General features: G+C 56.5%; 14 protein-coding genes. 7 read left to right on the top strand and 7 right to left on the bottom strand.

All coding sequences use genetic code 11. The features are described 5' to 3' along the window. Positions 1–139 precede the first annotated feature (139 nt). From narQ to acrD, 3 genes are all read left to right on the top strand, one after another. Positions 140–1,849, top strand: a complete 1,710-nt coding sequence (narQ, locus tag F3J26_RS01150) for a nitrate/nitrite two-component system sensor histidine kinase NarQ (protein WP_166990694.1) — start codon at positions 140–142, stop codon at positions 1,847–1,849. 19 nt (positions 1,850–1,868) lie between these two features. Continuing rightward, positions 1,869–2,510 (top strand): nitrate/nitrite response regulator protein NarP, encoded by a 642-nt coding sequence (gene narP, locus F3J26_RS01145; RefSeq protein ID WP_166871949.1) that lies wholly within the window; start codon positions 1,869–1,871, stop codon positions 2,508–2,510. A 152-nt stretch (positions 2,511–2,662) separates the two neighbouring features. Continuing rightward, a complete protein-coding gene (gene acrD / locus F3J26_RS01140; RefSeq protein ID WP_008460186.1) occupies positions 2,663–5,773 on the top strand; it encodes a multidrug efflux RND transporter permease AcrD in 3,111 nt (1,036 codons plus the stop codon). A gap of 113 nt (positions 5,774–5,886) precedes the next feature. Here acrD and ypfM read toward each other — a convergent pair whose 3' ends face one another. Beyond that, a complete protein-coding gene (gene ypfM, locus F3J26_RS01135; protein ID WP_139827443.1) occupies positions 5,887–5,946 on the bottom strand; it encodes a protein YpfM in 60 nt (19 codons plus the stop codon). Positions 5,947–6,148: 202 nt separating this feature from the next. On the opposite strand from ypfM, the gene F3J26_RS01130 reads away from it, so the two are divergent. The 3 genes from F3J26_RS01130 to F3J26_RS01120 are packed head-to-tail and all read left to right on the top strand — an operon-like array spanning position 6,149 to position 7,853. Then, positions 6,149–6,505: an ArsC family reductase gene (locus F3J26_RS01130; protein ID WP_166990691.1), complete on the top strand. Its 357-nt coding sequence runs from the start codon at positions 6,149–6,151 to the stop codon at positions 6,503–6,505. Positions 6,506–6,509: 4 nt separating this feature from the next. After that, complete coding sequence (gene dapE, locus F3J26_RS01125; RefSeq protein WP_166990688.1) at positions 6,510–7,637, top strand: succinyl-diaminopimelate desuccinylase; 1,128 nt, start codon at positions 6,510–6,512, stop codon at positions 7,635–7,637. A 27-nt stretch (positions 7,638–7,664) separates the two neighbouring features. Continuing rightward, complete coding sequence (locus F3J26_RS01120) at positions 7,665–7,853, top strand: YpfN family protein (protein WP_008460189.1); 189 nt, start codon at positions 7,665–7,667, stop codon at positions 7,851–7,853. Positions 7,854–7,895: 42 nt separating this feature from the next. Here F3J26_RS01120 and ypfH read toward each other — a convergent pair whose 3' ends face one another. From ypfH to dapA, 6 genes are all read right to left on the bottom strand, one after another. After that, complete coding sequence (gene ypfH / locus F3J26_RS01115) at positions 7,896–8,591, bottom strand: esterase (protein WP_008460190.1); 696 nt, start codon at positions 8,589–8,591, stop codon at positions 7,896–7,898. 72 nt (positions 8,592–8,663) lie between these two features. After that, complete coding sequence (locus F3J26_RS01110) at positions 8,664–10,697, bottom strand: tRNA(Met) cytidine acetyltransferase TmcA (protein WP_502706575.1); 2,034 nt, start codon at positions 10,695–10,697, stop codon at positions 8,664–8,666. Between the two features lie 3 nt (positions 10,698–10,700). Continuing rightward, a complete protein-coding gene (ypfJ, locus tag F3J26_RS01105; RefSeq protein WP_034809797.1) occupies positions 10,701–11,579 on the bottom strand; it encodes a KPN_02809 family neutral zinc metallopeptidase in 879 nt (292 codons plus the stop codon). A 139-nt stretch (positions 11,580–11,718) separates the two neighbouring features. Beyond that, positions 11,719–12,432, bottom strand: coding sequence for a phosphoribosylaminoimidazolesuccinocarboxamide synthase (gene purC, locus F3J26_RS01100; protein ID WP_008460193.1), 714 nt, complete (start codon positions 12,430–12,432; stop codon positions 11,719–11,721). 97 nt (positions 12,433–12,529) lie between these two features. Continuing rightward, positions 12,530–13,564, bottom strand: coding sequence for an outer membrane protein assembly factor BamC (gene bamC / locus F3J26_RS01095; RefSeq protein WP_008460194.1), 1,035 nt, complete (start codon positions 13,562–13,564; stop codon positions 12,530–12,532). Between the two features lie 16 nt (positions 13,565–13,580). Further along, positions 13,581–14,459: a 4-hydroxy-tetrahydrodipicolinate synthase gene (gene dapA / locus F3J26_RS01090; protein WP_008460195.1), complete on the bottom strand. Its 879-nt coding sequence runs from the start codon at positions 14,457–14,459 to the stop codon at positions 13,581–13,583. Positions 14,460–14,605: 146 nt separating this feature from the next. On the opposite strand from dapA, the gene F3J26_RS01085 reads away from it, so the two are divergent. Then, positions 14,606–15,160 (top strand): glycine cleavage system transcriptional repressor, encoded by a 555-nt coding sequence (locus tag F3J26_RS01085; protein ID WP_008460196.1) that lies wholly within the window; start codon positions 14,606–14,608, stop codon positions 15,158–15,160. Positions 15,161–15,169: the final 9 nt, after the last annotated feature.

Genomic DNA, 15,169 nt, shown 5'->3' with positions numbered 1-15,169 from the left:
CGTTATGCTGTCGCAAAGCTTGCGTTAAATACGGCTGCATTTTTCGCGCTGGGGCGAAAAAGTCACCGCCAGGCGTTTGCGTCTCAGGCAGATTCTGGTAGGTTTCGCTCCACCGCATACTTTAAAGGGTTATTCCCCCGTGACAGTCAAACGCTCGGTCTCCACCAGCCTTGCCCGCGCTTTCTTTTCGATTGTTTTGCTGTCATTGCTTTCCACCGGCATCGCAATGCTGACGCTCGCCAGCAGCCTGAAAGACGCAGAAGCGGTGAACATTGCGGGCTCGCTGCGTATGCAGAGCTACCGTCTGGGCTACGATCTTCAGAGTAACCCCAGGGCTATTCCGGCACATTTACAGCAGTTTCAACAGTCGCTGAACGCCCCAACATTGCTGCAGCTTAACCGGTTTTGGGTGCCTGCTGAGGTGCAAGCCCGCTATAACGCTCTGCAGCAGGCCTGGCAGCAAATGCAACAACATATTCAGAACGAAGACATCGACTGGTACCGCTATAACATTGCCGCCTACGTGGAACAAATCGACCTGTTTGTGCTGGCGCTGCAGCATTATGCCGAGCGAAAAATGATGCAGGTTGTCGCGGCTTCGGTGGTCGGTTTTATCGCTATTTTTACCCTGGTATTCTTCACTTTGCGCCGCATCCGCCAGCAGGTGGTCATGCCGCTCAATACCATGGTGGAAGCGAGTAAAGCTATTGAGCGCGGCGAATTTACCCTCCCGAACCTTGACCGCTCTCTGCCCAATGAGCTGGGCGCCCTGGCACAGGCTTTTATCCGCATGGCGGATGAGCTGCAAAAACTTTATCGTTCCTTAGAGCAGCAGGTGGAGCAAAAGACCCTGCGCCTGCAGGAAGCCAACCGCATGCTTGAAGTGCTGTACAGCTGCTCCCAGGCGCTGAACGTCAGCACCATCAATCGCGACTGTTTCATGCAGATCCTGCAAATCATCCACCAGCATGAGGCGGTCAGCGCCCTGGAAATGCAGGTGGGTGAAAACTGGCGGCTGACGGAAGGCTCCCCGGTCCCGGACGAAAAATGGCATACCCTGCCGCTGGTTCAGCAGGACAGCGCTTTTGGCACGCTGCGCTGGCAGTCACCGGATAAAGCCCCTTCCCAACAGCTGATGAAAAGCGTGGCCACCATGCTGGGGCGAGGTGTGTACTTTAATCAGGCACAAAAACACTACCAGCAACTGCTGTTAATGGAGGAACGGGCTACGATTGCCCGCGAGCTGCATGACTCTCTGGCCCAGGTGCTCTCATATCTTCGTATCCAACTGACGCTGCTCAAGCGCGCCGTTCCCGAGGAAAACCTGCCCGCACAGCGAATTGTCGGGGATTTTTCACAGGCCTTAAACGACGCCTATCGCCAGCTACGTGAGCTGCTCACCACCTTCCGCCTGACGCTGCAGCAGGCAGATTTACCCGCCGCGCTGCAGGAGCTGCTTGAACCGCTGCGCGAGCAAACCCAGGCAGACATTAGCCTGAAATGCAGCATGCCGACTCAGGTTCTGGACGCTTCGCAGCAAATCCACCTGCTGCAAATCATCCGGGAGGCGGTACTGAATGCGATTAAACACGCCAATGCGAGCCATATTGAGGTGGTTTGCCGCTCAGAAAGCGGCGGCGAGCATTTCGCTTCGGTATTTGACAACGGGCACGGGATCGCCAGCCTTGAAGAGCCGGAAGGTCACTACGGGCTGAATATCATGCACGAACGCGCAGGCCGACTTGGCGGCCAGCTGACAATATCCCGTCCGCCAGAGGGCGGAACGCGAGTAGAAGTCCACTTTACCTCTGCGCCTCCGGCTGACGCCGGGAGCCATAACAATAATTAGCTTTAGTCAGGAGTTAGCAATGTCTGAGAAAACGGTATACCAGGTTTTAATCGTGGACGATCACCCGCTGATGCGGCGCGGAGTGCGCCAGCTACTTGAGCTGGACAGCACGTTTACGGTCGTCGGTGAAGCCAGCAGCGGTGCGGAGGCCATCAGTTTAGCGAATCGCCTTTCGCCGGATTTGATTCTGCTCGACCTGAACATGAAGGGCCTGAGCGGCCTCGATACGCTCAACGCCCTGCGCCGGGACGGGATCAGCGCCCGTGTGGTTATCCTGACCGTGTCCGACGCCCGCAGCGATATCTTTACGCTGATTGATGCCGGGGCCGATGGTTACCTGCTGAAAGACAGCGATCCGGAGGTTTTATTACAGGACATTCACCGCTGCCTGACGGGTGAAAAAGCATTTAGCGAGCAGGTACGCGAGTATCTGACCAACCGTGGGAGTGAGCGGCAGAGCAGCGATCCGTTTGCTATTCTCACTGAGCGTGAGCTGGACGTGCTGTCAGAGGTGGCCCGTGGGCTGTCAAATAAGCAAATTGCCAGCGGGCTGCATATTTCAGAAGAGACGGTAAAAGTGCATATCCGTAACCTGCTTCGTAAGCTGCAGGTAAGGTCACGCGTCGCGGCCACGGTATTATTTTTGGAAAGCCGGGGTTAAAACGACCCAATAAACGGTATGGTTACAAATCCTGCCAATTCCAAAGCATATTTACACTATCTCCTAGATTTCTCCACGTTTGACTAAGCGGTTAAAGCTACAGTGATGCGGTTATTGATAACAATTAGAAGCTTTTAAGGGGTCCTGACCGCATGGCGAATTTTTTCATTTCTCGCCCCATTTTTGCCTGGGTGCTGGCAATTTTACTTTGCCTGACCGGGGCACTGGCTATTTTTTCACTGCCCGTCGAACAATATCCCGATCTTGCGCCACCCAACGTAAGGATCACCGCCAACTATCCAGGTGCTTCCGCGCAAACCCTGGAAAACACCGTCACGCAGGTGATAGAGCAAAGCATGACCGGCCTGGACAACATGATGTACATGTCGTCCCAAAGCAGCAGCGCCGGTCAGGCCACCATTACCCTGAGCTTTAAGGCCGGGACGGACCCGGACTCTGCGGTACAGCAGGTGCAAAACCAGCTGCAGTCTGCGGTAAGAAAGCTGCCGCAGGACGTGCAGACTCAGGGCGTCACGGTGAACAAGACCGGTGACACCAATATTCTGATGGTGGCCTTTGTTTCCACCGACGGCAGCATGGATAAGCAGGACATCGCTGACTACGTGGCCAGTAACGTACAGGACCCGATGAGCCGCGTGAACGGCGTCGGCAGCGTCGATGCTTACGGCTCGCAGTATTCCATGCGTATCTGGCTCGACCCGAATAAGCTCATCAACTACCAGATGACCACCCAGGACGTGGTCACCGCCATCAAATCCCAGAATGCGCAAATTGCCGTGGGCCAGCTTGGCGGCACGCCGTCGCTGGATAAACAGGCGCTGAACGCCACCATCAATGCCCAGTCGCTCCTGCAAACACCGCAGCAGTTCAAAGACATTACGCTGAGGGTGAATCAGGACGGTTCGCTGGTCACGCTGGGGGATGTGGCGGACGTTGAGATGGGGGCGGAGAAATATGACTTCCTGAGCACCTACAACGGGCAGCCCGCTTCCGGGCTTGGCATTAAGCTGGCTTCCGGTGCCAACGAAATGGAAACCGACAAGCTGGCCCGCGCCAAGATCGAAGAGCTTTCGCAGTTTTTCCCACACGGTCTGGAAGCTAAAATCGCCTACGAAACATCCCCGTTCGTTAAAGCCTCAATCACCGACGTGGTGAAAACGCTGCTGGAAGCGATTCTGCTGGTGTTCCTGGTGATGTACCTGTTCCTGCAAAACTTCCGCGCCACGCTTATCCCGACGATTGCCGTACCGGTGGTGCTGCTCGGCACCTTTGCCGTGCTGTATGTCTTCGGCTACAGCATTAACACGCTGACGATGTTCGCCACCGTGCTGGCTATCGGCCTGCTGGTGGATGACGCCATCGTGGTGGTAGAAAACGTCGAGCGAATTATGAGCGAGGAAGGCCTCTCCCCTCGGGAGGCGACACGCAAATCCATGGGCCAAATCCAGGGAGCGCTGGTCGGCATCGCCATGGTGCTCTCCGCCGTGTTCGTGCCGATGGCGTTCTTTGGCGGCACAACCGGGGCGATTTACCGCCAGTTCTCGGTCACTATCGTCGCCGCCATGGTGCTCTCGGTGCTGGTGGCGATGATCCTCACCCCAGCCCTGTGTGCAACCATTCTTAAGCCGCTGCATAAAGGTGAGCATCACGGCCAGAAAGGCTTCTTTGGCTGGTTTAACCGCACCTTCAACCGCAGTGCCGAACGCTACGAAAACGGCGTGGCAAGAATCCTCTCCCGTAGCCTACGCTGGATGCTGATTTATGCCCTGCTGCTTGGCGGCATGGTGTTCCTGTTCCTCAAACTGCCGACGTCATTCCTGCCCCAGGAAGACCGCGGCGTGTTCACCACGTCAGTACAGCTTCCGAGCGGCGCAACGCAGCAGCAGACAACCAAAGTAGTGCAGCAGGTGGAGCAGTATTACCTCACCAAAGAGAAAGACAACGTCGTGTCGGTGTTCTCCACCATTGGCGCAGGCCCGGGCGGGAACGGGCAAAACGTGGCGCGCATGTTTATTCGCCTGAAGGACTGGGACGAACGCAGCGCCGACGGCAGTTCGTTTGCCATCATTGAACGGGCCACCAAAGCCTTTAATAAGATCAAAGAAGCGCGCGTCATTGCCAGCAGCCCGCCCGCGATTAACGGTTTGGGCAACGCCGCAGGCTTTGATATGGAGCTGCAGGATCATGCCGGCGCGGGGCACGATGCGCTCATGCAGGCGCGTGACCAGCTGTTGGAAATGGCCGGCAATAACCCGCAGCTCACGCGAGTGCGCCACAACGGCCTGGACGACAGCCCGCAGCTGCAAATCGATATCGACCAGCGTAAGGCTCAGGCGCTGGGCGTCTCCATCGATGATATCAACAACACCCTGCAAACGGCCTGGGGCTCAAGCTATGTGAATGACTTTATGGATCGCGGGCGCGTGAAGAAAGTGTATGTCCAGGCTGCGGCCAAGTACCGCATGCTGCCGGACGATATCAATAGCTGGTACGTGCGTAATAAAACAGGCGGCATGGTGCCGTTCTCCGCCTTTGCCACTTCCCGGTGGGAAACAGGCTCGCCTCGCCTGGAGCGATACAACGGCTATTCCGCGCTGGAAATTGTCGGGGAAGCGGCACCTGGGTTAAGTACCGGTACCGCCATGGACATTATGGAAGATCTGGTCAGCAAGCTGCCGAACGGCTTTGGTCTCGAGTGGACGGGCATGTCCTACCAGGAACGCCTCTCCGGCGCGCAGGCACCTGCCCTGTATGCCATTTCATTGCTGGTCGTATTCCTGTGCCTTGCGGCGCTTTACGAGAGCTGGTCCGTGCCGTTCTCCGTCATGCTGGTGGTACCGCTTGGGGTGATTGGCGCCCTGCTCGCCACCTGGATGCGAGGCCTTGAGAATGACGTTTACTTCCAGGTCGGGCTGCTAACGGTGATCGGCCTTTCGGCGAAAAATGCCATTTTAATCGTCGAATTTGCCAACGACCTGAACGCCAAAGGCCAGGACCTGGTTGCCGCCACGCTTGAGGCCTGCCGCCAGCGACTGCGCCCGATATTAATGACGTCCCTGGCGTTTATTTTCGGGGTTCTGCCGATGGCGACCAGCACCGGGGCAGGCTCCGGCAGCCAGCATGCGGTAGGCACCGGCGTGATGGGCGGGATGATTTCCGCCACCGTGCTGGCCATCTTCTTTGTGCCGCTGTTCTTTGTCCTGGTGCGCAGACGCTTCCCGCTCAAAGAGCACCACGACTAAACTCTCGGGCAATAAGCCACAAAAAAGGCGGCCTTTTCAGGTCGCCTTTTTGCTGATGTTCGCAGAGTATTCAGTACCAGAATATCGCGCCGTTGCTTTTTATGCCGGAACGCTTATTTGCGCAACATACCTTCGATGAAGTCTTTCCACTGCCCTAATTCGTGCTCGATCATAACCGCCTCTCTTGATGTTGGCGCAAGTATACGCGGATATATCCTGCAGTTGAACCTTTTTTGAGCGGTCAACTATTGAGCGCCATCACAAATATATCGTTAGCAGAATAACGGTTTAGCACTGAATCGCGGCTCGATAATTCCCCTCACCTGCGGCAGAATGGTTGCCCTATGGCAAACTAAAACGGAACCGACCGCCACTATGATCACCATGTACGGCATTAAAAATTGCGACACCATCAAAAAGGCGCGCCGCTTTTTAGAAGCTCAGGGCGTGGATTACCAGTTTCACGACTATCGAGCTGACGGGCTGGATGCCGCGCTGCTGAACAGTTTTATCTCTGAGCTTGGTTGGGAAGCGCTACTAAATACGCGGGGCACAACCTGGCGCAAGCTGGATGAGGCCCATCGCGCATCCATTAATGACGCACAAAGCGCGGCGGCGCTGATGCTGGAGATGCCGGCAATCATCAAACGCCCATTGCTCTGCGCGCCCGGTCAGCCTATGCTGCTGGGTTTCAACGAAACTCATTATCAGCAGTTTATCAACGAGGTATAGTCCTATGTCCTGCCCGGTTATTGAGCTGACGCAACAGCTTATTCGTCGTCCTTCCCTGAGCCCCGATGATGCCGGTTGCCAGGCGCTGCTGATTGAGCGCCTGCGCGCGATTGGTTTTACCGTTGAACACATGGATTTTGGCGACACCCAGAACTTCTGGGCCTGGCGTGGGCAGGGTGAGACGCTGGCGTTTGCCGGGCACACCGACGTGGTGCCATCAGGGGATGCCGACCGTTGGATTAACCCGCCGTTTGAGCCCACGATTCGCGACGGAATGCTGTTTGGTCGTGGCGCGGCGGACATGAAAGGTTCGCTGGCGGCGATGGTAGTAGCGGCTGAACGTTTTGTCGCCCAGCACCCCAATCATAAAGGCCGTCTGGCATTCCTGATTACCTCCGACGAAGAAGCCAGCGCAACCAACGGCACCGTGAAGGTTGTTGAAGCGCTGATGGCGCGCCGCGAGCGTCTGGACTACTGCCTGGTTGGCGAGCCGTCCAGTACCGAAGTCGTTGGCGACGTGGTGAAAAATGGCCGTCGCGGCTCCCTGACCTGTAACCTGACCATTCACGGCGTCCAGGGCCACGTTGCCTACCCGCATCTGGCCGATAACCCGGTACATCGCGCAGCGCCAATGCTGGCAGAGCTGACGGATATTGAGTGGGATAAGGGCAACGAGTTCTTCCCGGCCACCAGCATGCAGATTGCCAACGTTAAAGCCGGCACCGGCAGCAACAACGTTATTCCGGGCGATATGTTTGTGCAGTTTAACTTCCGCTTCAGCACCGAGCTAACCGATGAAGACATCAAACAGCGCGTCGTCGCCCTGCTGGATAAGTACGAACTGCGCTACACCGTCGAGTGGTGGCTTTCCGGCCTGCCGTTCCTGACGTCACGCGGTAAGCTGGTGGATGCGGTAGTGAACGCCGTTGAGCACTATAATGAAATTAAACCGCAGCTGTTAACCACGGGCGGTACATCTGACGGGCGCTTTATCGCCCGCATGGGTGCTCAGGTTGTTGAGCTTGGGCCGGTGAATGCCACCATTCATAAAATCAATGAATGCGTTAACGCCGCCGACCTGCAGCTGCTGGCCCGGATGTATCAGCGCATTATGGAACAGCTTGTCGCCTGACGGGCAGCCAACTGAAGAGGTATCAGCATGGAATGGCTATCGCATTACTGGTGGATTATTGTCCTGGTGTTATTACTGGGGATTTTTATTAACGTCATTAAAGACCTGAACCGAATCGATCCGAAGAAGTACATGGCAGACAAGCCTGAGCTTCCGCCGCATCGTGACTTTAACGATAAGTGGGATGACGAGGACGACTGGCCTAAGAAGAAATAGCAGTCTGTCTCACTCCGGGCGATTCCGGAGTGAGACGGATATTTACAGCAGCTCAATCAGATCATCATCTTTCGGTGCCGCGCCGCCGCTCAAAGCCTCATCAAAATAGTGCTTCGGCACGGTGTAGCGCAGGTGATCCAGCGCCGCCTTCATGCTGCGGTCGTCTATCGCATGCCCCAGATCGTCAATCAAATCCAGCGTCACGTCCCCGCCCAGGCTAAGTAACTTCTCGGCGGCATCCACCGCGTGTGTCGCGTGGATCACTTTGTCGTTGTCGCCATGGATAAGATGGATTGTGGTGCTGGTGGAGGCCTGCTGCGGCAGCTCCGCATAACGCCCGCTAAAAGCAATGACCCGAGCCGCAAGACCCGGCTGAGCCTTAATGCTCTCCAGCGCCATAATAGCCCCCTGCGAGAAGCCAATCAGCGCCGTCGCCGTGGGCGGCACGCCGCTTTGCCGCTGCCAGTCACGCACAGCGTCAATAAACTCAGGCATCGCGGCATCCACGCGCTGCTGACGGTTTTCTTCCGTCACGCCTGCCACCGAAAACCACTCCCGGCCTGCGCCACTTTGATTCGGCCCGCTAATACTGACCACCAGAGCATCAGGAAACTCTGGTGCAAACCAGCTCCCGATTTCGCCCATGGCTTTAGCCGTGTCGCCTACGCCGTGGAACAGCAGTACCAGCTGGCTGGCTGGCGTTGCGGGGCTTTGGACAACAAAATGGTCATGTTTCATGGTTTTCTCCTGGTTAATGGAGACAACTATACGCCGCTGCATGGGGATGACCATGCCGTTTCATTGAACAAGTTAGTGGAATTTTTGCAATTGCATAATGCCGTGGTGCAGCTCAGCCGTGCGATTCCGATCGAGATTTTCCAACGCACTTTGGGCTTCCTCACGCATCAGTGCAAGCAGGGCTTTTTTGCCGGGAAGCCCCAGCCGCTGGCTGAGCGCCTCGTTGCTTTCATGTTGCTGCAGGCGCCCGCGAAGCGCATGCAGCGGTAAAACGGACGCCAGCAAAAGGCGATTCAACGCCCCCAGACAGGCTTCCAGCGGACGATGCGCGAAAGCAAAACCGGATAACTCTTCCCAGTCTTCGGAACGCAAAGCAAATGAAGCATTCTCGGGTAAAGACAAAGCCAGCTCGAGCCACGTTTTCTGCCACGGCCAGTCTCGCTGTAACCGCTGCTGCTCATTTTCCATCAGCGACTGGCCTTCTGGCGTCAGCGGCAATAACGCCATGGCGCTGTAGCAGCCGCTGCTGGCTTCTTTATGGCTGCCGATTCGCACCAGCTCAAAACCACAGCGTTGCCAGAAGCGCCACAGTTCATCGGTATAGCCGAAGCTGACCGAAAGATAATCACATTGATGATTCACCGCCTGCCGCGCATGTTCAATCATGCTGGCACCAATATGCTCGCGCTGACGCAGAGGATGAACCGCAATGCGGCTGACGCGCAATCCGCGAAGCGTAGCGGCCAGCGGGCTTCCACCGTGCGCCGCCAGCGATTGTGCCACCAGATTACCTCTCGGGCGCCGGAACCCGGCCCACACGCAACGGCTTAACGTTGCATCGAGTCCACCTTCTTCAACCAGCCACAAAGCGCCTGCACACTGCTCTTTGATAATGGCCGCGATAAAATGCTGGCCGGGCGCATCAAGCATTCGCCGCCAGTCGAGCGGCGAGGTACGGTAATGTGCGCCCGAAAGCAGCCGATACATCTGCTTTAATTGCTCAGGGTTACTAAGCCAGTCTGCCTGCTCAACAACCTGTAAAACGGGATTGCCTTGCGGGAATTGCGCCAGATCCGGCTCATCAAAAAGCATGATCTTGTCAATCACCTGCTCCAGCGGATCGTTCGGCGCCCAGCGGATCGGCGTATTCAGCGTGAAAAGCTTGAGGGACGGAAATGTCGCACAGAATTTCAGTAAAAATCCGCGCCCGGTTCCCTCGTACCCCTGCACCGTCGTGGTCAGTAACACGCGGGGGAAACGCTCTATTAGCTGGCGTAGCAGCGGGGTCGGAATAGCGGCGGCCTCGTCCACAATCAGCCAGTCATATGCCGCGAATTCACGCTCTGCGGCCAGCGCGTCCGGGGCCATAAACTGAAATGATTCGCCCGCATAGCTTGCCAGCACGTCGGTGGCGGCCTTCGCGGGCGCTGTCACGAGACAAGCACCTGGTGTCCGGTCAACGAGCATGCCCGCCAGCGCAGATTTCCCCCGGCCTCTGGCCGCCGTTACTACCGCCACGCCGCGCGCCATCCCGGACAAATTATCAAGGATAGCGGCCTGCTCTTGCTCCGGCGCACCGCTGGCGGGCTGCCAGACCGGGCGGTGAGCAAAAGGATTCAGGGTGAATGATTTATGCTGCTGCCACAGCACGGCTTCTGAATCTTGCCGTATGCAGCGCTGAAGATGGGAAACAAAATGGGGGGTCGGAATCGCCTGTGGCGCATCGCTCCAGCGGCCGGAATCTTCATCCGGAAGCGAAGCCCAGCGCGACCACTCAGGCGTCAATAGCAGCAACCAACTGCCCGCTTTGAGCATCCCGGAAAGCGCAGCGAAGGCGGCGGCATCCAGGCCTCGCCTGGCATCAAAAACGGCATGCTGAAACTCACGCCCAAGCATGCTGCGCACTGCCGAGGGCGCGCAATGCAAAGGCAACTCAGGGGAAGAGCCAACCCACAGCCAGTCTCCGGGTAAAGAAGTCGACAGCGTTGCAACCTGCTCGCTGCTCCACGGACTATCACCGGCCAGCACCATCAGCCGGCGGATGCCCGTCTGCCGCATATGCGCCGTTGCCTGCTGCATCGGCGCGATGAAAGTTGCTGCGGTCATCGATTAACGGAGCGTATTGCCGAAGGTGTTGCACTGGGCCGGATCGCCGCTGTCAAAACCCCGTTTGAACCAGGTATAGCGCTGCTCGGAAGTGCCGTGGGTAAAACTGTCCGGCACCACTCGGCCCTGGCTTTGCTGCTGCAGGCGGTCGTCCCCAATGGCTTCAGCAGCATTGAGCGCTTCTTTCAGGTCACCTGAATCAAGCACCTGCTGTTTCTGCATGCTGTTCCCCCAGACGCCGGCGAAGCAGTCGGCCTGAAGTTCCATTTTTACCGACAGGCGATTAGCTTCGGCCTGAGAAGCATTCTGCTGTAGCTGGCGCACTTTCGGTTCAATACCCAACAGCTTCTGCACGTGATGCCCCACTTCGTGAGCAATGACGTAGCCCTGGGCAAAGTCGCCGCCCGCCCCAAGTTTGTTGCGCATATCATCGTAGAAGGAGAGGTCGATATAAACGGTGCTGTCCGCCGGGCAATAGAACGGCCCCATCACGGACTGGCCGGTACCGCAGCCGGTGCGCGTTGCCCCGCGGTACATCACCAGCTTAGGCTGCTGGTAGGTACGCCCCATCTTCTGGAAAATTTCACCCCATGTATCTTCGGTTGTCGCCAAAATGACCGAGGTAAATTTGGCGGCTTCGTCGTCTTTCGGGCTGATGGAGCGCTGCTGGGAAGACTGCTGAGAAACCTGCGGCTCGCCGGACAGGAAGGAAGTAAGATCGACGCCGTAATAGCTTGCCACAATGACCACGACCAGCAGCACCAGCCCGCCTTTTCCGCGTGGGATGCGAAAACCGCCGCCGCCCATGCTCATTCCAGGGCCAGAGGCGTCATTGCGCCTGTCTTCTACATTGTCGCTTTCGCGACGTCCTTGCCAACGCATACGCTCGTCCTCATTAACAATCACAACATGTAATGGATAGATCGTAGGTGGTTACCGGCAGGATTACCATAAGAACAGACAGCGAAAAAACAGGGTGCGCAAAAACGCACCCCATTGCGCAACGTAAACGATTGCGTAGTTAGTCTAATTTAACGCCGAGACGGTGAGCAACTTCCTCGTACGCTTCAATCAGGCCACCCAGACTCTGGCGGAAACGGTCTTTGTCCATTTTATCAAGCGTTTGCTTGTCCCACAGGCGGCTGCCGTCCGGGGAGAATTCGTCACCCAGCACCACTTCGCCTTTGAACAGCCCAAACTCCAGCTTGAAGTCAACGAGGATCAGGCCAGCGTCATCAAACAGTTTGCTCAGTACGTCGTTAGCTTTGTAGCTCAGTTCACGCATGCGGGCCAGATTCTCTTTGCTCACCCAGCCAAAGGTTTCGCAGTAAGATTCATTGACCATCGGGTCATGCATGGCGTCGTTTTTCAGGAACAGATCGAACAGCGGCGGGTTCAGCTCAATACCTTCTTCAATACCAAGGCGCTTCACCAGTGAACCCGCGGCGCGGTTACGAATCACGCACTCTACCGGCACCATGTCGAGCTTCTTCACCAGCACTTCGTTGTCAGAAAGCAGCGCTTCCATCTGGGTCGGGATACCCGCTTCTTCCAGTTTGGCCATAATGAAATGGTTAAACTTGTTGTTTACCATGCCTTTACGGTCGAACTGCTCGATGCGCGCCCCGTCACCTGCTGACGTATCGTTACGGAATTCGAGCACCAACAGATCCGGATTTTCGGTACTGTAAACGGTCTTCGCTTTGCCGCGATACAACTCAGCTTGCTTTTGCATCTTTCTTACTCCAGGTATAGCGATCGCTTGCGCAATCGAGGGGGGTTAATACATAAGGCTTAAATAACAAGGGCCGGAATTAACCGGCCCTTGAGTATTACTTGCTGAATGCTGCCTGGAAGACAGCGACCAGTGCATCGTTCTGAGACTGCGTCAGCGGGTGCCCTTTCGGATCGATGAACTGCAGGCTGCTGCGGTTATCGAGGTCGCCAACCTGCAGCTTATAGTCGCCGTTGGTGAGCCCAGGATCTTTCGCCCCCAGATCACTCCAGCTGCTGTCAGACAGCGCTTTGTAGGTTACCGCGATATTGCCCTGAGAGCGGGTTGTATCGGTGACCTTCATGCCCACTTTTTCAAGCGCGGCCGGCAGGCGGTTCCACACGACGTTGAACGGCGCACGAACGACCAGCATTGGCAGCCCGGTATCATCCGCGGCACTCTGCACGTCAAGCTGTGCTGAGCTGCGGTTGTCCAGCGCATTCTGGCGGGTCGTTTCAGACTTATCGAGACCGGCACTGATGATGTTCAGCATTTGCGCGCTATAGCGCTGCAGAGATGAAGCATCCGCCACCGGCTTGCCGCCCTGCTCCAGGTTCAGCAGCTTAACGACGACTGACTGCTGGTAGCCCTGAGGCTGCACGCTAATCTGGTAGCGGCCACGATACTGGACGTCTTCGTCAGCGCGGTTCCACTGAACCCAGTCGGTTGTCAGGGTCTGGCTGGCATCGTTGCGCTGGGCAATAGCGTAGTTCCCGGCTTGCAGGATACTGACCACCTGAGGCCAAAGGCCGCTTGCCTTGTTAGCTTCAACCTGCAGCGTGGCGGTATCACCGGTGAACTGAGTACGAGCCCCGTTCACCAATGCCAGCGCCTGCGCCGGCGGGCGAATATCCAGCTGCTTGCCTACAGCACCGCTGCCGTTGGTGACCGGAATGTTGTAGTCGCCATTCTGAATCGGCAGGATCATCCCGGCCGGAGAGTGGATTTCCGCAAGTGGGGTCGCATCCAGGTAGGACTCATCGCCGCTAACCTGACGCTTGTAACGCTGATCGGAACTGCACGCCGCTAACAGCATGGCGAGCGAAACAACAGCAACTTTTGCCACCGTCGACTTCTGTACTGAGTAAGCCATCAAATCTCCCTAAGCTTTACAGCAGACCGGCATGCTTAAGCGCGCTGATAATCACCGGGCGACTGGCGTCGGTCAGCGGCGTCATCGGCAGGCGTAAGGTGTCGGTTGCCACAAGACCCAACTCCCTCGCGGCCCATTTCACCGGGATAGGGTTAGGTTCTACAAACAATTTATGGTGCAGCGGCATCAGACGCTGGTTAATTTCGCGAGCCTGTGCAAATTGCCCTGAGGTGGCAAGTTTACACATTTCTGCCATTTCACGCGCGGCTACGTTTGCCGTCACGGAAATCACGCCGTGGCCGCCAAGCTGAATGAAGTCCAGCGAGCTGGCGTCATCACCGCTCACCAGGATGAAGTCATCTTCAACCAGCTCTTTGATCTGGTTTACGCGGCTTAAGTTCCCGGTGGCTTCTTTGATACCGATAATATTTTTGATTTTCGCCAGGCGGCCAACGGTTTCCGGCAGCATGTCACAGCCGGTACGCGACGGCACGTTATACAGCATCTGCGGCAGATGGGTGCTTTCAGCAATCGCTTTAAAGTGCTGGAACAGGCCTTCCTGAGTAGGACGGTTGTAATACGGGGTGACCGTCAGGCAGCCCACAATGCCGCTGTCCTGCAGGTGATGCGTCAGGGAAATCGCTTCGGAAGTGGCGTTAGCCCCGGTACCGGCAATGATCGGGATACGCCCGTCCGCCAGTTCCACGGTAAGCTTCACTACGTCGACGTGTTCGTCGTGGCTTAAGGTAGCCGATTCGCCGGTAGTCCCTACCGAGACAATCGCCGATGTTCCGCTGGCGACATGGTAATCAATCAGTTTTTTCAGGCTGGACCGGCAGACATTACCTTTCTCATCCATCGGCGTAATTATCGCGACAACACTTCCCGTAAACATTAGCCACCCTCTGTGCAAACATGTTCTCCAATGTTACGTTTGGTGCCATAGCAAAAGCAAGCCGCCAGAAGGCGCTAAGCGGTTGGCAGCATACTTTTTTTATGCTTTCCTAATGTGAATCTCACCGATTGACAGGAAGAACACGTTTGACACCCTCATCACACCATTATTTGGTTATCACAGCCCTGGGGGCGGACCGTCCGGGTATCGTCAATACCATCACACGTCACGTAAGCAGCTGCGGCTGTAATATCGAAGACAGCCGGCTGGCGATGCTGGGTGAAGAGTTCACCTTTATCATGCTGCTTTCCGGCACCTGGAACGCGATAACCCTGATCGAATCCACTCTGCCGCTAAAGGGCGCCGAACTCGATCTGTTAATTGTGATGAAACGCACAACCGCGCAGGAAAGACCGGCCACGCCGGCCACGGTTTGGGTGCAGGTTGAAGTGGCAGACTCGCCGCACCTGATTGAGCGATTTACCCATCTGTTTGATACCCATCAAATGAACATTGCCGAGCTTGTTTCCCGCACTCAGCCCGCTGAAAACGGCGTGGGGCCACGTCTGTATATTCAGATCACGGCCCACAGCCCCGGTTCACAGGATGCGACAATTATCGAGCAAGCGTTTAAAGCCCTATGTACAGAACTGAAAGCAGAAGGCACTATTAACGTGGTTAACCCACAGCAAGATGATTAAAGACGGAGA

It is taken from the genome of Enterobacter sp. Ap-867, from assembly GCF_011752855.1.
Lineage (GTDB): Bacteria > Pseudomonadota > Gammaproteobacteria > Enterobacterales > Enterobacteriaceae > Cedecea.
This window is presented reverse-complemented; position numbering and strand designations above follow the sequence as displayed.